Annotated in this window: 19 protein-coding genes and 1 riboswitch; of the genes, 14 read left to right on the forward strand and 5 right to left on the reverse strand. The window is 37.9% G+C overall.

Translation table 11 applies throughout. The features are described from left to right. Window positions 1-9 precede the first annotated feature (9 nt). The 3 genes from PB1_RS08310 to PB1_RS08320 all read left to right on the forward strand — a co-directional run bounded on the left by PB1_RS08310 (window position 10) and on the right by PB1_RS08320 (window position 3,313). Entirely contained in the window at window positions 10-666 is a 657-nt protein-coding gene (locus tag PB1_RS08310) for a hypothetical protein (protein WP_003351868.1), read from the forward strand. A 63-nt stretch (window positions 667-729) separates the two neighbouring features. Continuing rightward, window positions 730-2,103 carry a sugar phosphate nucleotidyltransferase gene (locus tag PB1_RS08315; RefSeq protein WP_003351869.1) on the forward strand — a complete coding sequence of 458 codons (1,374 nt, stop codon included), beginning with the start codon at window positions 730-732 and terminating at the stop codon, window positions 2,101-2,103. A 157-nt stretch (window positions 2,104-2,260) separates the two neighbouring features. Next, window positions 2,261-3,313: a Fic family protein gene (locus PB1_RS08320; RefSeq protein WP_003351870.1), complete on the forward strand. Its 1,053-nt coding sequence runs from the start codon at window positions 2,261-2,263 to the stop codon at window positions 3,311-3,313. A 103-nt stretch (window positions 3,314-3,416) separates the two neighbouring features. On the opposite strand, the gene PB1_RS08325 is transcribed toward PB1_RS08320, so the two are convergent. Next, a complete protein-coding gene (locus PB1_RS08325; RefSeq protein ID WP_003351871.1) occupies window positions 3,417-4,286 on the reverse strand; it encodes a hypothetical protein in 870 nt (289 codons plus the stop codon). A 39-nt stretch (window positions 4,287-4,325) separates the two neighbouring features. Further along, window positions 4,326-4,408, reverse strand: a riboswitch (cyclic di-GMP riboswitch). Window positions 4,409-5,082: 674 nt separating this feature from the next. After that, complete coding sequence (locus tag PB1_RS08330; RefSeq protein ID WP_003351872.1) at window positions 5,083-6,435, reverse strand: 5'-deoxyadenosine deaminase; 1,353 nt, start codon at window positions 6,433-6,435, stop codon at window positions 5,083-5,085. Window positions 6,436-6,699: 264 nt separating this feature from the next. Between PB1_RS08330 and PB1_RS08335 the strand changes: the two genes are divergently transcribed. The 10 genes from PB1_RS08335 (at window position 6,700) to PB1_RS08380 (ending at window position 18,194) form a co-directional block, all read left to right on the forward strand. Further along, complete coding sequence (locus PB1_RS08335) at window positions 6,700-7,530, forward strand: creatininase family protein (RefSeq protein WP_003351874.1); 831 nt, start codon at window positions 6,700-6,702, stop codon at window positions 7,528-7,530. An 8-nt stretch (window positions 7,531-7,538) separates the two neighbouring features. Beyond that, window positions 7,539-8,354 (forward strand): ABC transporter ATP-binding protein, encoded by an 816-nt coding sequence (locus PB1_RS08340; RefSeq protein WP_174269855.1) that lies wholly within the window; start codon window positions 7,539-7,541, stop codon window positions 8,352-8,354. A 143-nt stretch (window positions 8,355-8,497) separates the two neighbouring features. After that, on the forward strand, window positions 8,498-9,844 hold the full coding sequence (locus PB1_RS08345) for an FAD-binding oxidoreductase (RefSeq protein WP_003351876.1): 1,347 nt from the start codon (window positions 8,498-8,500) through the stop codon (window positions 9,842-9,844). 18 nt (window positions 9,845-9,862) lie between these two features. After that, a complete protein-coding gene (locus PB1_RS08350) occupies window positions 9,863-10,699 on the forward strand; it encodes an ABC transporter permease (protein WP_003351877.1) in 837 nt (278 codons plus the stop codon). Between the two features lie 26 nt (window positions 10,700-10,725). Then, on the forward strand, window positions 10,726-11,754 hold the full coding sequence (locus tag PB1_RS08355) for an ABC transporter substrate-binding protein (RefSeq protein ID WP_003351878.1): 1,029 nt from the start codon (window positions 10,726-10,728) through the stop codon (window positions 11,752-11,754). Window positions 11,755-11,825: 71 nt separating this feature from the next. Further along, the gene (locus PB1_RS08360) at window positions 11,826-13,199 is read left to right on the forward strand and encodes an amidohydrolase family protein (protein WP_003351879.1); all 1,374 of its coding nucleotides are present in this window, start codon (window positions 11,826-11,828) and stop codon (window positions 13,197-13,199) included. Beyond that, window positions 13,192-14,442 carry a cytosine deaminase gene (codA, locus tag PB1_RS08365; RefSeq protein WP_003351880.1) on the forward strand — a complete coding sequence of 417 codons (1,251 nt, stop codon included), beginning with the start codon at window positions 13,192-13,194 and terminating at the stop codon, window positions 14,440-14,442. The genes PB1_RS08360 and codA overlap by 8 nt, the downstream gene beginning before the upstream one ends. A gap of 103 nt (window positions 14,443-14,545) precedes the next feature. Continuing rightward, window positions 14,546-15,418, forward strand: a complete 873-nt coding sequence (locus PB1_RS08370; protein ID WP_003351881.1) for an FAD binding domain-containing protein — start codon at window positions 14,546-14,548, stop codon at window positions 15,416-15,418. Continuing rightward, complete coding sequence (gene pucD, locus PB1_RS08375; protein WP_003351882.1) at window positions 15,418-17,712, forward strand: xanthine dehydrogenase subunit D; 2,295 nt, start codon at window positions 15,418-15,420, stop codon at window positions 17,710-17,712. The genes PB1_RS08370 and pucD overlap by 1 nt, the downstream gene beginning before the upstream one ends. After that, entirely contained in the window at window positions 17,691-18,194 is a 504-nt protein-coding gene (locus tag PB1_RS08380) for a (2Fe-2S)-binding protein (RefSeq protein ID WP_003351884.1), read from the forward strand. Before pucD ends, PB1_RS08380 begins: the two co-directional genes overlap by 22 nt. Window positions 18,195-18,324: 130 nt before the next feature. Here the strand turns inward: PB1_RS08380 and uraH are convergent, their stop codons facing one another. The 3 genes from uraH to PB1_RS08395 all read right to left on the reverse strand — a co-directional run bounded on the left by uraH (window position 18,325) and on the right by PB1_RS08395 (window position 22,082). Continuing rightward, window positions 18,325-18,687: a hydroxyisourate hydrolase gene (gene uraH, locus PB1_RS08385; RefSeq protein WP_003351886.1), complete on the reverse strand. Its 363-nt coding sequence runs from the start codon at window positions 18,685-18,687 to the stop codon at window positions 18,325-18,327. A 22-nt stretch (window positions 18,688-18,709) separates the two neighbouring features. Then, window positions 18,710-20,197, reverse strand: coding sequence for a factor-independent urate hydroxylase (gene pucL / locus PB1_RS08390; protein ID WP_034645029.1), 1,488 nt, complete (start codon window positions 20,195-20,197; stop codon window positions 18,710-18,712). Between the two features lie 268 nt (window positions 20,198-20,465). Then, a complete protein-coding gene (locus tag PB1_RS08395) occupies window positions 20,466-22,082 on the reverse strand; it encodes a PucR family transcriptional regulator (RefSeq protein ID WP_003351888.1) in 1,617 nt (538 codons plus the stop codon). Window positions 22,083-22,261: 179 nt separating this feature from the next. Between PB1_RS08395 and allC the strand changes: the two genes are divergently transcribed. Further along, window positions 22,262-23,503, forward strand: a complete 1,242-nt coding sequence (gene allC / locus PB1_RS08400) for an allantoate deiminase (RefSeq protein ID WP_003351889.1) — start codon at window positions 22,262-22,264, stop codon at window positions 23,501-23,503. Window positions 23,504-23,509: the final 6 nt, after the last annotated feature.

Below are 23,509 nucleotides of genomic sequence, written 5' to 3' on the forward strand. Positions count from 1 at the left end.
GAAGTGCTGATGAGCACCGTATTGCCGATATTGCTTTTTGGATTTGTCTTGGGAATCAAACATGCAACGGAACCGGATCATGTCATCGCTGTATCGACGATTGCGAGCCGGACGAGCAAACTTTCCCTTTCATCCCTCGCAGGGATCTTTTGGGGGATTGGCCACACCTTAACACTATCTGTCATTGGAATGATTATGATTGGGATGGAGCAGCAAATACCGGAAAAAACGGCAATGTGGCTGGAACTGGCCGTTGGAGTCATGATCGTAGTCTTGGGAATTGCAAGCTTTCGTTCCGCTTTTATGAATCCTGTTAGAAAAGAAACGACGATCAACCATCTGCATGTAAAATCAACCTTAATTGGAATTATTCATGGACTGGCCGGAAGCGCCGGAATGATTCTGTTAACGTTAACAACCGTTGATAATCAATTGCAGGCGCTCCTATTTATACTGATATTTGGTACGGGTACGATCGCCGGCATGATGTTATTTACTACGTTCCTGGGCCTGCCGTTTATCTGGATGAAAGATAAGCAGATAGTTTATCAGTTCATTTTAAAAGCAGTTTCGATGATTAGTATATTCTATGGCTTGTATTATATGTATCAGATAGGTGTTGGAGAAGGGTTGTTCATTTCATATGTGAACCATCCCCGCCTTTGAAAGAAAGGCGGGGATGGTTTTAAAAATCTTTTATTGCAGAAAGTAAAAAGGGAGTTATTTGTCATGAAACTTGTATTACTTTCCGGCGGCTCAGGCAAACGTCTTTGGCCGTTATCAAACGATGCCCGCTCAAAACAGTTTTTAAAAGTTTTAAAGAATCAAAATAGTGAACTTCAGTCGATGGTCCAGCGTGTCTGGGGGCAGTTAGTAAATGCCGGCCTTGCTGACTCGGCTGTTATTGCGACAAGTAAATCCCAAGTCGACATGATTCAAAGCCAATTAGGAAAAGATGTGCCGATTATTATTGAACCGATGCGACACGATACGTTTCCGGCTATTGCGTTTGCGTCGGTATATTTATATAGTGTGCAGGGAATGAACTTAAACGAAGTTGTTGCCGTATTGCCTGTTGATCCGTTTGCAGAGAACCGTTTTTTTGATCGAGTGAAAGATTTAGAGGAAACCGTGCTTGAGAGTGGTGCGGATTTGGCATTAATTGGTGTGGAGCCAACGTATCCATCAGAGAAGTACGGTTATATTGTTCCTGCTTTTAAAACTGGTGATAACAGTTATTTAAAAGTTAGACATTTTACAGAGAAGCCAACCGAAGAGAAAGCAGCAGAATTAATTGAACAAGGCGCACTTTGGAACTGCGGCGTGTCTGCGTTTAAGCTTGATTATATAATTTCCTTGCTGCAAGAAAAAGGACTTCCAATTCAATATGATGAGTTATTAAAGCAGTATGATAAGCTGCCAAAAATCAGCTTTGACTATGAGGTCGCAGAAAAGACAGAACATATTGTTGTATTGCCATATGCCGGTTATTGGAAAGACCTTGGAACATGGAATACGTTGACGGAGGAAATGGCAGCAAACCAAATCGGCAAAGGTGTTATTGCTGCTTCGGAAAATACTCATTTAATTAATGAGTTGGATATTCCGGTTGCCGTATTAGGAGTGTCGAACGCCATTATTGCAGTCAGTCCGGACGGTATTTTAGTTTCCGATAAAGCAGCAAGTCCGAAAATTAAAGAGCTTGTCAATGATTTTAATCGGCGTCCAATGTACGAAGAACGCCGCTGGGGCTGGTACCGGGTATTAGATTATACAAAGTTGGAAGATGGACGAGAAGCAATAACAAAACGAATCGGCATTAAAGCGGGCAAAAACTTAAGCTACCAAATGCATCATCATCGGATCGAAGTGTGGACCATCATTAAAGGTGAAGGAGAATTAGCTTTTAATGGTGAAATTCGCCGTGTGAAGCCGGGCGATGTTCTTGAAATTCCTGTCGGTGCTAAGCATGGAATTAAAGCAATTACTGATTTAGAATTCATTGAAGTGCAAACAGGAACACAATTAATTGAGGAAGATATTGTTCGCATTTATATGACTTGGGAAGAAGTAGAAGAACATTGTTATTATGAGAGGATTTAATGTAAAATCTTGCAAATGGTACTGTTTACGTCATCAGGTTAATTTCACTATAAATATCATATTTGTAAAAATGAATATATTTATGTCAAATTGACTATATTTATGATAAGATAAATATAGTCATTTTCTTTTATTTGAACATTATTGGGGTGAAAAAATGAGAAGATTTCACTATGAGGAACTAAAGAATTTACGATTACCAATGACAACCGTACAGTTGATTAGCAAAATAAACGAATATAAAGGGAAACAGGATTTGTACAAAAAGCAGTCTCCCCAAATATTAAATACGTTGCGTGAAGTAGCAGTCATTCAGTCTACAAAGGCTTCTAACTCGATTGAAGGTATAATTATTACAGATAAGCGTTTAAAAGCAATTATGCAAAATCATAATACTGAACCGCTGGACCGCTCAGAGGGCGAAATAGCCGGGTATCGTGATGTACTGAATACGATCCACTCTTCGTATGATGTCATTCCTATTAACAGTAATGTATTACTGCAACTTCATCGAGATTTGTATAAATTCGTCTCAGCGGAAGGTGGGCGTTGGAAACAAAACGATAACTATATTAAAGAAAAACTCCCAACTGGTGAGACTTATGTTCGATTTGTACCGACTCCTGCATTCCAAACTCCTGAAGCAATGAATAACCTCATTGAAGAGTATAGAGAACGAGTAAACCAACAAGATGTAGAACCGTTAATTTTGATTGCTGTTTTCATCTTAGATTTTCTTTGTATTCATCCCTTTGATGATGGCAACGGACGTATGGCGCGCTTACTCACTTTATTGCTGCTCTACAAATTCGGATATGAAGTAGGTCGCTATATCAGTTTAGAAAAGGTTATAGAAGAGAGCAAAGAAACCTACTATGAAACGCTAAAGCGATCTTCCATCGGTTGGCATGAAGGACAGAATGATATATTCTCTTGGACAAACTACCTTTTAGGAACGATTGTGGCTGCTTATAAACAGTTGGAAGAAAGGGTAGGAGTCGTTGAATCTCGTGCTGGAGATAAAAGTGCGAGAGTGGAAGAGTTTATTGATAAGAAGATAGGATATTTCACCAAAGAAGATATTCGTAATGCCTGTCCCGATGTGAGCGAATCCACAATTAATCGAGTGTTAAATAAATTAAAAGAAGAACAGAAGATTGCTTCAACAGGAAAAGGCAGAAACGCCAAATGGAAAAAACTCGAAGGATAAAGAGATATAGAAGAATCATTTCAGGGGGAGGCTGTTTTAGCGGGCCAAGGGGGAATTCATGATTGCAACAGCATAAAAAAAGAGCACCCAACATCGGTGCTCATTACAACAAGTTGATTAGCGCTTTTTTATTTTGCTGCATTTGCTCATTTAACGTTTTTACTTTTTCTTTTAATTTCTGAATTTCTTGATTTTTCGTGCCGACTTTCTTTTCTAACGCACGAATTTCATTTGTCACGGCTTTTATTTGATTAGAAAGCGAATGCAGCTTGCCGATTAACTCATCGATTTGTTCTTGTTTTGCTTCTTCGCTGTCGTCTTGATCTTCTGCATTTCCTTCTTCGTTACCGTCTTGATCATTTGCATTTCCTTTTTCGTTATCATCTTGATCCACTGCATTTGCTTCTTTGCTGTTGTCTTGATCTTCTGCAGGCTGCTCTTCAGAAGTCGTTGTTTGAGTGTCTGAAGTATCTTGAGTGTCCGAAACGGATGTGGAAGATGTGGAATCCGCTGCCGCAGCGCCTGTTTGTTCGGTTGCAGCCGGATCGCTCGTTTGTTTTTGATCTGTCGGCGAAGGTGTCGTATTCGTTTCCGCCGGCGTTACCGTTTCGTTCGTCGGCTGGCTGAGCGATTGAATGTCGGCCGTCACTTTATTCATTCGTTCTTCGATTTTGCTCACTTGTTTATTTAATTGAGCCAATTTTTTCGCAAGCATCTGTTTCTCTTTTTTCGCTTGTTCCTGTTTTTTCTTTAACTCTTGTTTTTTCTTTTGTTGCTTTTTCTTTGACTCTTGTTTTTTCTTTAACTCTTGTTTCTTCTTTTCTTGTTTTTTCTTCTCTTCTTTCTTTACAACTTTCTCACTTTTTTCCACTTGCTTTTCTCGCGTTTCCTGCTTCTCATCATGCTTGGCTGCGAATGCAGGCGATGCGACGAGCATTGATGCAAGTAAAATCGGCAATCCTTTTTTTAACATTACCAACTTCCTCCTTTTGTGTGTGAAATTATTTTTGGTAATGACAGCTGGCTGGCATAGGTTTCCCCTTAGCCCCTCTAGCTTTGTGACGCCAAGTTTCCTTGGCTGTACCTTTATAAATTATCTTACCTTAATTTTCTTTTCATGGAAGTAAGTCTAAATTACTATTTTTCTGCTAAATTATACAAGAATGAGAGACCCGATCATGCGAGTTTTTCGTCTTTTATATAAATTTCCCGACATTTTGGCATTGAAAATCAGATTTAGAAACACTTTGAAGGATTGTTAGTAAAATTATAGCTGATATGTTGCCGGAAAAATGATATATGAGCCTTTAATTTCATATATGAGCCCTTATTTTGATTTATGAGCCGCTAATTTCATATATGAGCCTTTATTTTGATATATGAGCCTTTATTTTGATATATGAGCCTTTATTTCGAAAAATGAGCCTTTAATTTTAAATATGAGCCCTTAATCTGAAATATGAGCCTTCAATCTGAAAATGAGCCGACGTTAGCAAAAGTGAGCCTTTATTTTGATTTATGAGCCTTTAATTTTAAATATGAGCCCTTAATCTGAAATATGAGCCTTCGTTTTCAAATATGAGCCTTAATTTCAAAAAATGAAGCGACGTTTGCGTTTATTAGCCTTTATTACGAAAAATGAGCCGTCAAACTCAAAACACATTTTAAAGCTTTCATTCCAATATAAGAACAAAATCGGGTCTGACTACCTCCGAAAAGTATTGTTATATTGGAGGAGTCAGCCCCGTTACATATGAGTCAGCCCGTTTTTAAAAAGCTACCTCATTATAAATAAAGCCTGCCCTTTTTAGAAGTCTTTTAATAGAACGGTTTGCTTCATATAAAACAATGTCTTTGTCGATGGTTTTTACCACCTTGTTTTCCATGACAATTTGTCCGTTAATAATGGTTGTTTCCACGTCATCTCTCGAAGCGGAGTAAACGATGCGAGAAATGGGGTCATAATCATAGGAAGGATATGTATGAAAATTGTTCAAATTTAAGATGACCAAATCCGCTTTTTTGCCGACCTCGATACTACCAATTTCGTTCTCTAATCCAACTGCTTTGGCGCCTCCAATTGTTGCCATTTCGAAAACGCTTCTTGCATTCATTGCCGTTGGCCCATGTATAGGTTTTTGAATAAGCGCCGCTAATCTCATTTCGTTAAACATATTTAAATTATTATTACATGGCGCCCCATCTGCACCCAGACTTAATGAAACGCCCATACGGAGCAAGTCCGGAATGCCGGCAATTCCCGATGCCAATTTTAAATTCGACCCGGGGCAATGGCTGATATGGACACCTTTTTCTTTGATTATTTTCTTTTCTCTCTCATCGAGCCAAATGCAGTGGGCTAATATTAGCCGCTCGTTTGCCAGTCCGAGATAGTCAAGATACTCAATATTTCTCATGCCTGTTTCTCTTTGTATAATTTCAATTTCTTTTTGATTTTCTGATGCGTGGGTATGAACTTTCACATCATATGTTTCAGATAGGCTTCGAATCTCTTTCAATAGTTCTTCTGTACATGAAATTACAAATCGGGGGGAGAAGGCATATTGAATTCTTCCATTATCAAACATGTTCCATTTTTCTAGTAAATCGACACTTTCTTGTATAGAATCAGACGTCTTTTCTTGTAATCCAATTGGAACATCATCGCCTTTATCCATCATCACTTTTCCTGACAAAGCTCTTATCCCGCTTTTGGCAATTGCTTGAAAAGCAAATTCTGTATGATGGACCGTTTCCATGTCCACAATTGTCGTGGTGCCGCTCTGGATAAGTTCTCCGATGCCAAGCAATGCTGAATAATATATCGAATCTTCATCGTGTGCTGCTTCTAATGGCCAAATCCGTTTTTTCAACCAGTCCAGTAACTCCAAATCATCCCCTTTCCCGCGAAAAAGAGTTTGGCATAAGTGAATGTGAGTTTGTATAAATCCCGGAATGACAGTACGATTTTCTGCATTGATGATTTTATCAGCACAATCTGGATTTAATTCCGGACCGATAGTGTGAATTGTGTCATTTTTTATAAAAATGTCGCCCATTATTATTTCATCAGCTGGATTCATTGTAATAATTTGTGCATTTCTAATAAGCAAATTTCCCATTGTATTTCCTCCATCTATTCGCCAAGAAACGTGCTAAGTACATTTTGTGGTAATGAACCTGTTTTCAGGTGTTTTTGATAATTATGCAAATAGATCTAAAAAATTTTCAATTAGTATGTAAAGTTTTATTACATTAAATTATTAATTTTTAGATATTTATTAATTTTTTTGATAAAAAATTTAACAATATATGTGACATAAAAATGTTGAAAATATAAAATTACGTAAAACAGGTGGATTATACGAAAATAGAGGTGGTGAAAGATGGATCTGTGCTATCATGGTGAGGTTTTTGAACGAAATTTCTTGGGGAGGCTTACAAGTAAACAAGTTGAAGAATTGCCCAAACAAAAGGCACTAGTGATTCTCCCTATTGGCGCAGTAGAACAACACGGACCTCATTTGCCTATATATACTGATTCATTAATAGCGGAGGGAGTATTAAAAGCTGTATGCAATTATTTGAATGAGGATGACAACATATGGATTCTTCCGGCAATCCCATATGGAAAAAGTACAGAACATCTCGGATATGCAGGAACAATATCCCTTTCAGGGAGTACGCTGCAATTAATTGTTAAAGATATTGCAACTAGTCTGCAAAAAAGTGGGTTTAGAAAACTAGTATTATTTAATACTCACGGAGGAAACCACGACTTATTAAATATGATTGCTCGTGATATTCGAATTGAAACAGGTTTGATTACTTTCCGCTTGAATAGTTATGACTTTGATGTTGCCGAAGATATCATCACGAAACAAGAAGCTGCATATGGAATTCATGGGGGTGAAGTAGAAACATCTTTAGTTCTTTCTTTTAAATCTGAATGGGTGAAAAAGGAACTTTGTCCGAGCGAGATTATGCAATTTCCAATGAAAATTAAGCATCTTCAACTAAAAGGCAACAATTATTTCGCTTGGAAAATGGAAGATATTTCAAATACAGGAATTTTGGGAAATGCAAGAAAAGCAACGAAAGAAAAAGGTGAGAAAATAATCGGGCGTTTAAGCGAAATATTGGCGCAAGTATTGCGGGAAATGGCTGAATTCGAAATAGATGAATTAACATGTGTTTCTTCAGATTCATCATTGTAAAAGAAAGGATGATTACATTGGAACTTCTGGAACTCCAACAAATAGAGGAAATTAACGCCCTGGAAGAACAGAATACCGTTGTGAAAATGGATCATGTAAGTAAAACATATCAAAACGGGAACATTGCTGTAAGCAATATTAATTTGACGATCAGGGAAGGAGAATTTTTATCATTTGTCGGCCCTTCAGGATGCGGAAAATCGACAATTTTTAAAATGATAAGCGGACTTGTCGAACCTTCAAAGGGGAGCATTGAAATTTTCGGAGCACCGCCAAAAAAGTTTAGGGAAAATAGTACTGATATCGCATTTGTTTTCCAAGATTCAACACTTCTTCCATGGAGAAAAGTGATCGATAATGTGATGCTTCCTTTAGAGATTCGGGGGATGCCAAAAAAAGTATGTGTAGAAAAGGCGTATCAAGTTTTAGAATTGGTAGGTTTAAAGAATTATATAAACGTATTGCCGCGCCATTTATCAGGCGGCATGAAAATGCGTGTATCTATCGCAAGGGCATTGATTTCGAAACCGAAACTATTGCTAATGGATGAACCGTTTGGAGCACTCGATGAAATAACAAGACAAAACTTGCAGTACGAACTATTGAATATATGGAAAAAACACCGAATGACTGTTCTGTTTATCACTCATAATGTATTTGAAGCAGTATACTTGTCTACTAAAATAGCTGTCATGACGCCGAGTCCGGGGAAAATTGCTTCATTGGTTGATGTTCCTTTCTCTTATTCCCGGGAAGATGAATTTCGAAACACCCATGAATTTAGTGATCTTGTGGCAAAAGTATCTAATCGTTTGAAACATTAAAGAAAGGGTAGTGTCAAAAGTTCTATGAAAACTCAGTGTTGGAAGGATGTGTTCTAGCGAAAATAGAGAAAATGCCGCCGCAATCGCTCTTAACAAACACGTCAATGGTTTGATTTCGAATCAACAAGCGGGGAGGAAGGGACATGACTTGGAAAACAGAATTGAAACAGATGTTAGGTTCAGAAAATGTTCTCTTAGACGATACGGCAAGAGAAAAATTTTCAAAAGATTATTATTGGTACTCTCCAATTCTCGAACGGAAATTAAAAGATAAAATAGCGGATTGCATTGCTCTTCCTTCTGCAGAGGAAGAACTAATATCATTGATTTCATTTGCTGTAAAAAAGAAAGTCCCGATTACAGTAAGAGGAGCCGGAACGGGAAATTATGGCCAAGCTGTTCCCATTGAAGGCGGAATTGTGATCGACATGACTAAATTTGATAAGGTGCTTCAAATAGAAAGTAATACGGTGGCCGTTCAGGCTGGTATAAGAATTGGGAATCTTGAACGTTTTCTTCTTCAATACAGGAAAGAATTGCGCATCATGCCCAGCACCTATATGAAATCGACGGTTGGTGGTTTTGTGGCGGGAGGGTCCGGAGGAATCGGTTCTATTACATGGGGAAATTTATGGGATGGTAATGTGCTTGGCGCAGCGGTATATACCATTGAGGAACATCCCAGGAAACTGAATATTTCAGGGGATAACCTTCAACATTATATTCATAATTACGGTACGCTGGGAGTTATGACCGAACTTCAATTACCCATTGAGCCGAAAACAGATTGGATGCAAGTGATGGTTTTTCATGAATCTTTAGATGAAGCTCTTCGTTTCTCACATATATTTGCTGAAAAGAATTCAATGAAAAAGAGGCTGCTATCTGTTTGCGAAGAGTCGCTAACTAAACATTTTATTCCTCTTAAACCGTATATTTTGCCTAATAAGACATTAACAATGATTGAAGTGGATGAAAAGATAAAAGACGATTTTATGAAAATCGTTAAGGAATACAAAGGAATTGTTGGACACATCATTCCTGCCGAACAATACAGAAAAGGAATTCGCCTTTCTGATTTTACCTGGAACCATGCCACTCTTTGGGCCCATAAATACGAAAAAAATATTTCCTATTTACAAGTTGAGTTTGATATTGATCATTTGCTGGATCAGGTTCATTTGCTAAAAGGCCAATTCGGCGATGAAGTTCAGCTGCATTTTGAATTTATAAAAAGATCCGGAAAGATTATTCCGGCGGCATTGCCAGTTGTTCGTTATACATCATATGAACGGTTGTATAAAATTATTCAGTTCATTCTTGACATAGGTGCGAAAGTACATGACCCCCATACGTATTTGCTTGGATTCGGCGGATGGAGCTTAAGAATGGACAAAATTATTAAACTAAAGCGGGAAAATGATCCTTATCATTTACTTAATCCAGGAAAAATTACAGAAATATATTCTTATCCTCAACTCCAATCATAGAAATGAGGTGAAATGAAAATGGAAGCTCCAAAAACTATCGGAAATTTTCGGAATAATAAAATAATAGTTCCGTCCATTAAATATAAACAATGGTTGCCCCCAACTATGGTATTTATTTTCTTTATGCTATTTTGGCAGTTTGGAATCCAACTATTACAAATACCGGCTTACTTAATTCCTAAGCCTACTGATATTTACCAATCTGTTTTAGAAAATCAGGAACAATTTTTCACCGCGGTTCAACGAACCGTAGCGGAATCGGTGATCGGTTTTATTTTGAGCGTGATTGGAGGAGTATTAGGAGCGATTATTATGGCAAATTCCAAATGGCTTGAACGAAGTTTGTATCCATATGCAATTATTCTGCAAACAATACCGGTTGTAGCCATCGCACCTATTATTGTTATATGGTTTGGTTCGGGAATGAATGCAATTGTCATTATTGCATTTATTATCGGTTTTTTTCCAATGTTGTCAAATACTCTTATCGGATTGCGTTCCGTTGATCGAAACATGGAAAACTTGTTTGTCCTTTATAATGCGATGAAGTGGCAAACGATGTGGAAGCTTCGATTACCGGCAGCTCTGCCGTATATGATGGCTGGATTGAAAATTTCTTGTACGTTGGCGGTCATTGGAGCCATTGTCGGTGAATATATTGCCGGAATTGGGGGAGGGGATGGCGGGTTAGGGTATTCCATAACAGTTGCTTCTTCCCGCTTGCAAACATCATACTTATTTGCTTGCGGTTTAGCCGCCTCGCTTTTAGGTATTTTCTTTTATTTGCTTATCAGCTTGATTTCAAAAGCAGTTCTTGGTTCTTGGCACGAATCTGAAATGAAAATGGAAAAATAAATAACTGGAAAATAGGGGGAAAAAAGATGAGAAGACAAAGAAATAGTTTTAAAACGTTATTAATTTTATTGATATTTCCACTTCTTCTTTTAGCTGGATGTGGAAATCGATCTGCATCTACCGAATCAACAAATACATCTGAAAAAACTAACGATGACTCAAAAGATTTAGTGAAAGTGAAACAAGTGACCAACTGGTTTGCGGAACCAGAACATGGAGGAAACTATGCGGCTTTAATGAAAAATTTCTATAAAGATGCAGGTATTGATATGACAATAGAACCCGGGGGGCCGCAAATATCGTCGACTCAAATGGTTGCATCGGGAGAAGCGGATTTTGGGATTGTTCAAGCCGACGATATATTACTGGCACGGGATCAGGGAATTCCGGTTGTTGCAATCGGCGCCATTTTCCAGGTTAATCCGCAGGCAATTTTGTATCATGCAGATCAAAATATTAAAGATTTTTCCGACTTAAATGGCCGGACTGTTTACACTGCTCCGGGGGTAGGATATTGGGAATATATAAAGAAGGCATATAAACTCGATAAAGTAAAAGAAATGACATATAACGGCCAGCTGACCCAGTTTATCCGGGACAAAAAAGCAGCTACCCAATGTTACATAACAGCAGAGCCCTTTTCTTTAAAGCAGCAAGGTGTTGAAACAAAGTATTTGCTGATTCATGATTCAGGTTATCAGCCATATGCCAATGTTATTTTCACTACGGAAAAAATGATTAAAGAAAATCCTGATCTTGTAAAACGTTTTATGGAAGCAACGATCAGGGGTTGGGAGTACTATAAGGACTATTCCGATGAAATTAATCCATTTTTGCAAAAATATAACCCTGATTTAACGATTGAAGCGATGAAGTTTGGAGCTGAACAGCAAAAAGATTTCATATATGGCCATGATGCTGCGGAAAAAGGAATTGGCTATATGTCAAAAGAAAGATGGCTTACATTGCAAAAACAACTTATTGATTTAGGGCTCATTAAAAAGAAAGAAGATATTAATAAAGCTTACACAATAGAATTTCTGCCGAATAAATAAGAAAAAGATCGGGACTGACTGGAGAAAAAACATATGGGTCGGTCCCCGTTTAAAGAAAGAAGGGAGATTACATGGATACCGTCCATCTTATTAATGTTTTTTTGCCTTTATATGATTCTAATCAACTATTTGAAATAATAATTAAAAATGGAAGCTACGAACTGATACGAAAACAATCTTCTTATTTAGAAATGAAAAATGTAATAAAACTGGATGGATTATCGTTATCTCCACCGCCGACTTCTCTCAAAACAATTGATTGCCAAGGCAGCGTCTTACTCCCAAGTTTCATAGACGCCCATATGCATTTAGATAAAGCCTGCTCTCTCAATAAAGTTGCTAACCACAGCGGGACGCTCGAGGAAGCGATTCTAAATTACAGGCAACAATCCCCTTTTTTTTCAGTAGAAGAAATAGAATATCGCGCTATTAAAACTGCACTTAATGCGCTTTCACACGGAACTGCTGCAATTCGCACTCATGTCAATTTTGAAGTGGCATTAGGGGAAGACGTAGTGTTCCGTGCATTAGAAGCTGTTTTAAGAGCGAGAGAAAAATTAAAGCCATATATAGATATTCAAATTTTTCCTATGTTTTCATGGCCTGATGATTCTTCCAAAAGAAAATTGGAGTGGATCGAGGAAGCGATTAACATGGGGGTTGATGGAATTGGAGGAGCTCCACATCTGGCTGTTGATCCTGAAAAAGAAATCGATTTTTTGTTTGATTTAGCAGAAAAACATGATAAACCAATTGATTTGCACGCAGATGAAAGCGATGATCCAAACGTATGTACACTTGATTATATTATTCAAAAAACGGTAGAACACCAATTTCAAAATCGAGTTGTAGTTGGGCATCTTTGTTCATTGGCGCCAATGGAACATGAAAAAGCTCTTCTTTTAATTGACAGAATGGCTGAAGCAGAAATTGGAGCGGTAACTTTGCCTGGTGCCAATATGTATTTGCAAGGGCGATTCGACAGTGGAATTGTTCGCAGAGGTGTTACTAGGATTAACGAAATATTACAAAGAGGAGTAACTTTAGCAGCTGCTTCTGATAATGTGAATGATCCGTTTCATCCATTTGGAAAGGCAGATTTGCTTCAAATTGGTTTATTAACTGCATATGCCGCACATTTAGGTAGCAATGCCGGGCAAAAACAGGTTATTAAAATGATCACAGAGGAGCCTGCCAAATTATTGCATATAAACAATCATGGGGTCCAACAAGGTTCAAAGGCCAGTTTCGTTATTTTAAGAGCGGGATCAATAGAAGAAATATTTACAAATTTACCATCTGAGAGATATGTATTCCATAAAGGGAGATGGATTTATCATTCCAAAATAGTCGAAGACTGGGGCGATAGTGTTCTGGCGTTTTATTGGAATTCCATTCAAAAACAACATGAATTATTTGAAAAAAGGAATGTCCGCTATGTATGACCTCGTTTTAAAAAATGTCAGGCTCCCTAAAATAGAAGAGCAATATTATATAGGTATTGAAAACGAATTCATAGCTGAAATTAGCCGTACTCCTATTAAGGGAAAAGAAGAGATTGACGGCTGCGGTGATTTAGTAATGCCGCCGTTTGTAGAAACTCATATTCATTTGGATACAGTATATACTGCAGGGGAGCCGAGATGGAATCAAAGCGGTTCTCTTTTTGAAGGAATTTCTATATGGAATGAACGAAAGCAAATGTTGACGGAAGATGATGTATATAACCGGGCTATTAAAGCGCTCTGCCAGCTCTTAAAACATGGTGTTTTATATGTAAGGGCCATTGTTGATATTTCAGATGAACGTTTGACTGCCTTAAAAGCGCTGCTTAAGGTGAAAGAAGACTTTAGCACGATCTTGAATCTTCAAATTATTGCCTTTCCTCAAAACGGATTAATATCTTTTCCTGAAAATAAGAAAAGAATGATAGAGGCTATTAAGCTTGGAGTTGATGGTATAAGTGCTGTTCCCCACCTGGAAAGAACAAGGGAGGAAGGTATTGAATCAATTAAATTTTGTTTTTCTTTAGCTGAAAAATATAACACCTTTATTCATATTTTTTGTGATGAAATTGATGACTCCCAATCAAGGTTTGTTGAAACAGTTGCTTCTTATGCGATTACATCGGGATTAAAGGAAAAAGTGACTGCTTGCCATACTTGTGCCATGGTCTATTATCCGGATAGTTATGCATCAAAACTACTGGATTTAATTTCAATTTCTAAGATTAATATTGTCTCTTGCCCATTAATTAATACGGTCATGCAGGGGAGATACGATTCATATCCAAAAGGGCGGGGAGTAACAAGAATAAAAGAGATGATTCAAAAACATATAAATGTTTGCATTGCCCATGACGATATTATGACTCCCTTTTATCCATTAGGCAGTGGAAATATCCTTCAAGCTGCACATATGGCTGTCCACGCCGGTCATCTGACAGGAAGCGATGAACTGGAAGAAATTATAAATATGATTTCCATAAATGGTGCAAGGACCCTTCAAATTGCCGATTCTTATGGAATTAAAAAAGGAAATGAAGCAAATTTAATTACTTTTTCCGTTCAAAATACGATTGACTTAATTCGGTATCAGCCACATTGCCGATATGTGATCAGTAAAGGAAAAGTGATGGCACATACTCCACCATCGAAAACAATCTTTTATAGGACTATACAAAATTAAAGGAAACATCAGGCTTTTCCATCCTCAATGAAGATCGAAAGGCTTTCTTAATATTGACACAAAGGAAGGTTACGGAATTGGCGAGAGAAGGAGGGATATAAAAATGGGCATGAGGATGCTGGATGCACAAGTTTGGACTCCTGCGGACATGAAAGAGGCATGGACATTGCGAGAAAAATTTCATTTGCAATCATGTTTTATTGCCGGAGGAACACTGCTGCAAACTCAATGGGAAAAGGGAGTGCCTTACCCTCCTCAATTGATAAGTCTTGAAAAAGTAGAAGGACTTGAGGGGATTAACTACAAAACAGAAGGAACAAAACATTTTCTGCAAATTGGTGCAATGACCAAATTGGCCGCTTGCCGCAATCATCCTGTCATTAAAGAAAAGTGGTCTTTATTATCAACAGCCATTCAACAAATTGCTGCGCCGGCTGTTCGCAACTTAGGAACAATTGGCGGAAACGTAGCCAATAGGTTTGGTGATGCCATTCCCGCTCTTCTAACGATGGATGCGGAAGTGTCATACTTTGATGGAAATACAATAATAACCGAAAAACTCGATCATTGGTTGAACACAAGTCAAAATAACGAAGTTCTCCTTACTGGGGTCATCCTGCCGGAATACCGCCGCTCTTCATTTGCTGCCCAATTTTATAAAAAGGTTGGCCGGAGAGAGTCTTTTTCAGGATCCGTTGTAACGGTTTCAGGAGTGATAGGCAAAAATGATGCAGGGGTGATCGATTTTGTTCGACTAGCCGCAGGCGGAGGAGATAATCGTCCCCATCGTTTAAAAGAAACGGAACAATTGCTGATAGATCAAACGATAAATCCTGATTTGTTAAGGAATGCATATGAAACGATCATTAATGAATTTTATCCCATTTCTGATGTTTTTTACTCTGATGACTATCGCCGATGGATAGCGGCCAACATTATCATTTCTGAATTAAGCGGATGGGAAAGGAAGGGATAATGGTGAATTTTAGCTATTCCAGTAATTTACAGGGATCTTTCGAACGGCCAGACGGAGTTGATAAGGTAACTGCTAATTTGAAATTTTTGACAGATCTTTCTTTTCCTAATATGTTGTATGGGAAAATTTTGCGGAGCGTGTATCCTCATGCAAAAATTATTTCCATCTCTGCAAAAAATGCGGAAGAGCTGCCGGGAGTGCGAGCTGTTATTACTAGTAAAGATGTGCCGGGATTAAATCGATTTGGGCTAATTTTTCCCGATCAGCCGGTTTTGTGCGAAGATCGGGTTCGATATGTAGGAGATGCTGTAGCTGCTGTGGCAGCGGAAACTGAAGAAATAGCAGAAAAAGCGCTTCAGCTAATCGAAGTGGAATATGAGCCTTTGCCTGTTATTGATGATCCGGAAAAGGCTCTTCTTCCTTCAGCACCTCAATTACATCCTGACGGAAATATTCTTCATCAAGCTTCCTATCAAAAAGGAAATGTAGAAGAAGCTTTTCAAACATGTGATTTTATTGTGGAAGAAACGTATGAGTTGCCTCGTCAAATGCACGCGTATATGGAAACGGAAGGAGGGGTGATTGTTCCGGAAAAGGATGGAAGGATTACAGTGTATGCCGGAACGCAGCATGGGTATAAAGATCGCTTCCAATTAGCACGAATTTTAGATATTCCTGAAAGTAAAATCAGGGTAGTTTCCAGTCCAATGGGTGGATCTTTTGGCGGCAAAGATGAGTTGAATATTCAGCCGTACGGTGCATTATTGGCAATAAAAACCGGATGTCCGGTGAAAATTCACCAAAGCAGACGCGAATCTGTTAGATCCGGACTAAAAAGGCACCCGATGAAGATTACGATGAAGACAGGCGCCAGCCGCAGTGGCAAAATTCTTGCTCATCAAGTACGAATTATTGCTGATACCGGCGCTTATGCTACGTTAGGTCCGGCTGTATTGGATTTTGCTGTTGAGCATGCGGCAGGACCTTATATCATACGAAATGTGCATGTTGAAGGGGTATCTGTCTATACAAATAATGGCGTCGCCGGAGAGTTCCGGGGATTTGGGGGCAATCAAGTGACATTTGCTTTGGAAGGGCAAATGGATCGTTTGGCGGCCAAGCTTGGGATCTGTCCAATGGAGTTGAGAAAAAGAAATCTGCGCAAAGCCGATGATCCAGGTCCAGTAGGCCAAGAGATTGCGCCTACTGATGGAGCAGCACAAGTTTTAAAAGCGATTAGCCAATCTCTTCTTTTAAACAATAAAGAAAAAAGGGAAGAAAGCACCAGTCAATGGAAAAAAACAGGTATTGGCGTTGCCATTGCGATGCACGGAGGAGGCCTTGGATTTGGGCGTTTAGATCCGGCAGGGGGGCGTATATCGTTAAACGAAGAAGGAAAAATTGAAATTTCTTTCGGTTTCGAAGAATTTGGCCAAGGGCTGTTATCTGTCATTGAACAGCTGGCAATTAAAGAAATTGGCTGCTCATCAAATGATATAAAAATTACGATTGGTGATACTGATTGTGTCCCCAGCTCAGGTTCTTCTACAGCTTCGCGGGGAACAAGCATGGTGTGGCATGCGCTTCAACGTATGAAAGGTCCTTTTAAAAAACGGTTATTAGAAAAAGCTTCTCAATGTACCGGGGTGCCAGTCGATCAATTGTATTTAGGTCCCAGTGGAATTTGGTCCTGCGAATCGAAAACTGAGCCTCTCATCACTTATCAGCAAATAGCCTATGAAACAAAGGATGATCCCATCCAAATTGAGACGGAGTTTCATTTTCCAACGACTCCTCATTCCATACCTGGGGGGCACTATTTATATTCTTTTGCTGCTTGTGCTGCGAGAGTCGAAGTAGATGTATTAACAGGAATAGTAAGGGTGAAAAATTTGGAACAGTCGGTTGCTGCAGGTCCCGTGATTTATCCGACAGGCTACTTGGGGCAAATTGAAGGCGGCTCAGTTATGGCATTAGGGTATACGTTGTTAGAAGAAGCGTTAATGGAAAAGGGAAAGTACGTAACAGAAAATTTCGACTCCTATCTTATTCCTACCATAAATGATATTCCTCTTTCTATGAATATAACAGCTATAGAAGATTTGTACGAGGGGGATGAGTATGGTCCAAGAGGTGTAGGAGAAATCGGAACGGTTGCCGTTGCTCCGGCGATTGTTAAGGCCATCTATGATGCAATTGGTTTGTGGGTTACTAAGCTGCCTGTGTCTCGTGAGGAAATTGTAAAAGCAGTGAATCAAAGGGAGATGAAAGAGTGGCTGACAACAAAATTGTAGAAAAAATAAAATCTCCGTTGGAGGAAAAAATAAAAATCTCTCTTGTTGTTAATGGTCAAGAAAAGGAACTGCTTGTAAATGCAACGATGCGTCTTGCTGATATATTAAGAGAAGAATTGCAATTAACGGGCACAAAAGTTTCTTGTGAAATTGGCCGATGCGGTGCCTGTTCAGTCATAATGGATGGAAAACTGGTCAATTCTTGTTTAGTGCGGGCTTATCAAGCAAATCAGAAGGAGATATTAACGATTGAAGGTCTGGGAATGAATGGACTTCATCCGATTCAAAAGGCTTTTTTGGAAGAAGGAGGATTTCAATGCGGATATTGTACACCGGGAATGATTATTGCTGTAAAAGCACTTTTCGACCAATATGCAAACCCGACTAAAGAGCAAATTCTAGAAGGATTATCAGGGAATCTATGTAGATGTACCGGTTATGGCGGCATCATCAGAGCAATTCAGAAACTAACTGAGTCATAAGGAGCAGGGGTTTTCCCGCAAGTTTGCGGGGGAGCTTTTTTGTTGGTTCCAGAATGAAACAAAAGGGGAGGCTGTCTCAAAAACCTAAGGGCCAGACCCTTATGAGACAGCCTCCCCATACATGATATTTTCAGCTTCCTCGATATACTTGGTATCCCCATGGAGATATAAGCAAAGGAATATGATAATTGGAATTAGGTTGAGAAATTCCAAAGCGAACCACAACTTTATCTAAAAATAAAGGTTCATCCAGTTTCAGACCTTTTCTCAGAAAATAATCACCGATGTAAAAAAGAAGTTCATATGTCCCTGGAACTATTTCGTGTTGATCTAATAGTGGCCGGTGAACACGGCCATTTTGATTCGTGATAGTCGTTTGCAGCAGCCGTTTTTTCGTTTCTAATTCATCCTCTAAGTAAAACATCTCTATTTTTACATTTTCAGCCGGTGTTCCATGTGTTAAATCTAAAATATGTGTCGTTAACCCGCTCATCTAAATCTGAAATGCTCCTTTGTTATTGAATTTCAGCAGAAATCATTGGGACTTTTTTGTGCTGCACATCTTCCTGTGTAACAGTAAAGCATTGGAATCCGTATGGCGGCCGAGGTTCAGTATAGACTTTTCCTTTTGAACCGGGGATTTCTTCTACGATTTTATCCCATGTATGGTTTTGAGATTCAAAGTTTACTTCTTGCAGTTGAGGAAATCTTTCTAATATTCTGCAGCCTATTAAATAAATTAAGTTTTGGATGGAAGGTGTTTCTGTTTGATGAAATACGGAAGTGGCAATGTCGCGAATTTGTTCGGCAGCGACATAATTGATCGGATTATCACCGAAGGAATCTTCGATGTTTTTGTATCTCCATTTGATATTTAAGTAGACAAATAATGGACGGTTTTCATCTTCTGGAAGGGTTGTATATTCGTCGCGAATAAAGCCGACAAAAGAATTGCCGCTAACTTTAATTAATTTAAGGCCAGATATTCCGCTGTATTGATCGATAATGTCTATTCTGTCATTTTCTCTTCGAACCATATTTAAAGTTGCAAATGAATATTCATTTCGGGATCTTTTAAAAACCAGGTCACTATCTGTTATATTTCCATTATTTAATGCTAAAGTTGTTTCAAATGGAATTTCCTCTCCAATCAATGAAATAGTTTCAATATGAGAATATTTCTTTAAAAATGAAGATGCTGTATATTTCAAAAATCCTTCAATCGTTGTTCCAGTATAACTAGCTAAATGTCTTTGAATATAATTTTTCATCGAGTCCGTTGCAACGACTAAGCTATTATCTCCTTCCGTAAAAGAGGTTAACAACTTTGCTCCTCCCACTGCTATTTTTACATTTACTCCAAAAATAATATTGTTTCGGCCGGAAAAAGAAGATTCAGGAATCGTTCTTACCCCTGTAAGTGGTTTTAAATATGTGCGGTAGGCAAAAACGTCTCCTTTTCCATAATTTATAACTCTTTCTTTGTAGTTGGTCATGGAAATCATCTCTCCTTCATCGATTATATCTTGTAAACGAAACATAGCAATTTTTTTAATTTCTTCCAATGCTTGTTCAAATTCTGTTGTATAATTATTTTTCAGCCTTTCTTTTATAGATATAAAAATATCTTGTTTTGTTTTTCCACGAACTGCCATTACAAATGGAAACCCAAATTTGTTCATATATTCTTGGTTGAGCAACATAAGACGATTATATTCGGCTTCCGTTAGTTCATTTAACCCGGCATTTTTCTGTTCTTTTTGAGAGAAATCAGCTATTTTAGCTTTCGTTCCCAGGTTTGGGTGAATTTTTATTAATGATAGTTTTACTTTTTCTGAAGCATTTTCTACTATTTCGGCCATTTTGTTGTATAAAGATTGAAAAGAGACAAATGGCCGATGCGGCTCGGTTTGTGCGGCTACCCACGGCGAGTGCTCAAAAACCCCTTCAAGCTTTTCGATAAATTCTGAAGCTTTCATTTTATTTAGGTGCTCCAATTTCATAGTCGAATCCCTTTCACTACGATTCTACTGTTGGCTTTAAAGCATTGCTAACGGTTGATTTTTCTTTCAACGAAAGGTTAAAAAACAGTTAGACTCCCTGCTAAAATTCCATCTCCGGATCTAAAAAACAACATAAATTGTTAATTTATATATTATATTAGGAGAGAAATTGCAGGAGTTCATTATTTGTGTTATAAAATGTGACAAACTATTGTGTTTTTGTGTTTTGGAAACTTTCGAAAAGTTTGTTGGGCCTACCTGCTTGCTGCTACAAATGAAGCAATTCTTTGATGCGAAAGGCTAAGCGAAGGCGGAAGGTGGTATCAGGATCTTTTAGACTTTTTCCAATTAGTTCTTCGCATTTTTCTAACCGATAAATAACGGTATTTCTATGAACAAATAGTTTCTTGGCTGTTTCTGAAATCTGACAGTGGCTTTCTAAAAATACAAATAATGTATGCAATAGGATTTGTTTTTCGTTTACCGATTGACCTGACAATTTTTGCAATGTTTGATTGTAAAAATCTTCTAGATCTTGTATGGGAATCATCTTTAAAAGCTCGGCAATATCTTTTCTTCGATAGAATTGAATAAATTGGCGCTTTCCTGACAATCGACCGGTCTGCAGCGCTTCTAAAGCTTCTTTAAATCCTTTTTGGACATCTATAAATTGTTGGCATAGGTTGCTAATTCCAAAAGAAACTGTCAGATTATATCTGTTTTTGATTTTAAGCTGCAGTTCTTGCAGGAAAGGAAGAATGATGGAATTGAGATCTGCCCAGGATTCTATTAAAGGAAATAACAAAATGCAAATATTTCCTTTTGTAAAATGATGAATGGATTTAGAAAAGATATAACTTTCTTCTTCGATAAACTCAAAAATAATATCAATTTCTTTGTGGAATTCTGTGAAACTTAACGAAGGATTGTTTTCATCAAGCTTTCCAATTGCACAAATATAAGATTGGTCGTTGATAATCAGAAATTCTTTTGCTTTAATAGCGATTTCTTCTTCGGATTGGAATGCTCCTTCAATAAAATTAATAAAAAATTCATTGCGCACTTTTTTTGTGTATTGTTTTAACGCATTTTCTTTCATTAATTCAAAGGAAATAACATTGGCTGCTTGTTCGATGGCCAAAATAATTGACGGGTTAGAAAAAGGAATAAAACCTATTACAGCTAAGCAGCCGCTGTTTTTCTCGTGGGTGTAAATTGGAAAAACGGAAACAACTTCTTGGTTAGATATAATTGAAAAACAAGAATGAGAAGTGTTCGGTAAAAAAAGGCGGAATCCATTTGTGTATAGTTTCGAGAGTTTGCCAGAAATTTTTGAGAACGGATGAGAAGAAGCGATGATTCGAAAATGCTTATCCAGCAAAATAATCGGATATTTGATCATGGAAGATAAGTTTTCAAGCAAAGATGTTAATCCTTTGCCGCTCATAATATGGTTAGTAAACTTTTGATGGGTTTTAATAGCAAAGAGCAATTCATTTGTTCGTTTATCGAGGATGTAACTTAAAGATTGATTGACGACTTCTCCTAAAGAAATATCTATTGGAAGTTCTATGATGGGGAATCCGATTTCATTAGCATAAGCAAGAGCGTTTTCTGGGATTTCTTCTAAAAACCGTTTTGTTTTAATGGCAAGACCTGCACATTGTTGTTCGTTCATGTTTTTTATTAACTCAAGTAAATCGTGCGGGTTGTCTTTAAGGTGATATGCTGTAGTAACAAGTAATTCGTTTGGCTTCAAATAATGGATGATATCAGGGGCATCCATCATATTTACACTAAATACTTCTCTTTCATTTCCTTTATGACCTGCAATAAGTCTTGCTTTGCCAAAAGCAGGTATGTGTAATATATCTGAAATTTTCATACTCCCAATTCCACTCCTTTTTAATTTGTTCGATTGGTTAAACTGCACAAAAATTTATAAAATTTATAACGATTTTACCAATGAATATGGAGAAGAATCAAGGTAAAATCAAATTAAATAACATATCATGTTAAATTTAGTTACACATCATATTATTTGAAGCAGAAAGAGGGAAAAGCATGGCGAACAATTTACATTCCTCTTTTCAGTTGGGGGAAAAAGTAGAAAGGATGATTGAATGGCTTTCTTCTTTTGGCAAAACAGAAAATGGCGGGGTTACTCGATTATTATACAGTGAACCTTGGCTTTTAGCTCAAGAAGCCTTAAGGAAAAAAATGGATCAATGCGGACTATGTACATATTTTGATGATGTTGGCAATTTATTTGGCAGGGCGGAAGGAACGGAATCCTCATCGCCAATTATTTTAACCGGTTCGCATATTGATACGGTTATAGATGGTGGAAAATATGATGGTTCCTATGGAATCATTTCAAGCTTGCTTGCGGTGGAATATCTTCTAAATCATTATGGATTTCCTAAAAAAACCATTGAGGTTGTTTCTTTATGCGAAGAAGAAGGAAGCCGATTTCCTATTACGTATTGGGGATCGGGAGCTATTACGGGCAAGTATACTTTTGAACAGATTCAAGAAATGACAGATTCACAAGGCATCTCTTTTGTAAAAGCGATGGAAGATTGCGGTTTTGGAATGGGGAAGTTTCCGTCTCCTCTAAAAAAGGATATTCAATGTTTTGTTGAATTGCATATTGAACAAGGAAGGATATTGGAACGAAAAGGAAAAACACTGGGGATTGTGAGCCATATTTCGGGACAGCGGCGATACAATGTAACGGTTGTTGGTGAAAGCAACCATGCAGGGACTACACCGATGATTTATCGAAAGGATGCTGTTAGCATTGCATCGGAGCTGATCACATTGATTACAAACAAAGCAAGGGCAAGAGATTTAATGGCTACTGTTGGAAAAGTTATTGCCAAGCCGAATGTTCCAAACGTTATTGCCGGGGAAGTGATGTTTACATTAGACGTACGCCATCACAATGAGGAATTTTTAGACGATTTTTGTTCAGAAATTTTACAATATTTAAAAATTATTTCAAAGCAAAATGAAGTAGGCATATCAGTAGAAGAATGGATGAGAGTAAAACCTGTAACGATGGATTTCTATTTAACAAAACTGTCGGCGGAAATTGCTGAAAATCAGAACTTATCTTATGAATTTTTAGTTAGCGGAGCCGGACATGATTCACAAGTTTTTGGAACGTATTGTCCGACTGCTCTCTTTTTTGTTCCTAGCTGCAAAGGGATTAGCCATTCCCCAAAGGAATTTACGGACAAACTTTATTTAGAAAACGGCCTTAAGTTTTTAATTGAATATTTATATAGATTGGCATATTAATAGAAA

The organism is Bacillus methanolicus PB1, assembly GCF_000262755.1.
GTDB classification, from domain to species: domain Bacteria; phylum Bacillota; class Bacilli; order Bacillales; family Cytobacillaceae; genus Bacillus_Z; species Bacillus_Z methanolicus.

Coding starts and splice junctions, on each gene's coding strand:
- PB1_RS08310 (WP_003351868.1), top strand. CDS start 10: ATGAGCACCGTATTGCCGATATTGCTTTTTGGATTTGTCTTGGGAATC.
- allC (WP_003351889.1), top strand. CDS start 22,262: ATGGCGAACAATTTACATTCCTCTTTTCAGTTGGGGGAAAAAGTAGAA.
- PB1_RS08325 (WP_003351871.1), bottom strand. CDS start 4,286: ATGTTAAAAAAAGGATTGCCGATTTTACTTGCATCAATGCTCGTCGCA.
- PB1_RS08340 (WP_174269855.1), top strand. CDS start 7,539: ATGATTACATTGGAACTTCTGGAACTCCAACAAATAGAGGAAATTAAC.
- PB1_RS08355 (WP_003351878.1), top strand. CDS start 10,726: ATGAGAAGACAAAGAAATAGTTTTAAAACGTTATTAATTTTATTGATA.
- PB1_RS08345 (WP_003351876.1), top strand. CDS start 8,498: ATGACTTGGAAAACAGAATTGAAACAGATGTTAGGTTCAGAAAATGTT.
- codA (WP_003351880.1), top strand. CDS start 13,192: ATGTATGACCTCGTTTTAAAAAATGTCAGGCTCCCTAAAATAGAAGAG.
- PB1_RS08330 (WP_003351872.1), bottom strand. CDS start 6,435: ATGGGAAATTTGCTTATTAGAAATGCACAAATTATTACAATGAATCCA.
- PB1_RS08320 (WP_003351870.1), top strand. CDS start 2,261: ATGAGAAGATTTCACTATGAGGAACTAAAGAATTTACGATTACCAATG.
- PB1_RS08360 (WP_003351879.1), top strand. CDS start 11,826: ATGGATACCGTCCATCTTATTAATGTTTTTTTGCCTTTATATGATTCT.
- PB1_RS08350 (WP_003351877.1), top strand. CDS start 9,863: ATGGAAGCTCCAAAAACTATCGGAAATTTTCGGAATAATAAAATAATA.
- PB1_RS08395 (WP_003351888.1), bottom strand. CDS start 22,082: ATGAAAATTTCAGATATATTACACATACCTGCTTTTGGCAAAGCAAGA.
- PB1_RS08315 (WP_003351869.1), top strand. CDS start 730: ATGAAACTTGTATTACTTTCCGGCGGCTCAGGCAAACGTCTTTGGCCG.
- PB1_RS08370 (WP_003351881.1), top strand. CDS start 14,546: ATGGGCATGAGGATGCTGGATGCACAAGTTTGGACTCCTGCGGACATG.
- PB1_RS08335 (WP_003351874.1), top strand. CDS start 6,700: ATGGATCTGTGCTATCATGGTGAGGTTTTTGAACGAAATTTCTTGGGG.
- pucL (WP_034645029.1), bottom strand. CDS start 20,197: ATGAAATTGGAGCACCTAAATAAAATGAAAGCTTCAGAATTTATCGAA.
- uraH (WP_003351886.1), bottom strand. CDS start 18,687: ATGAGCGGGTTAACGACACATATTTTAGATTTAACACATGGAACACCG.
- pucD (WP_003351882.1), top strand. CDS start 15,418: ATGGTGAATTTTAGCTATTCCAGTAATTTACAGGGATCTTTCGAACGG.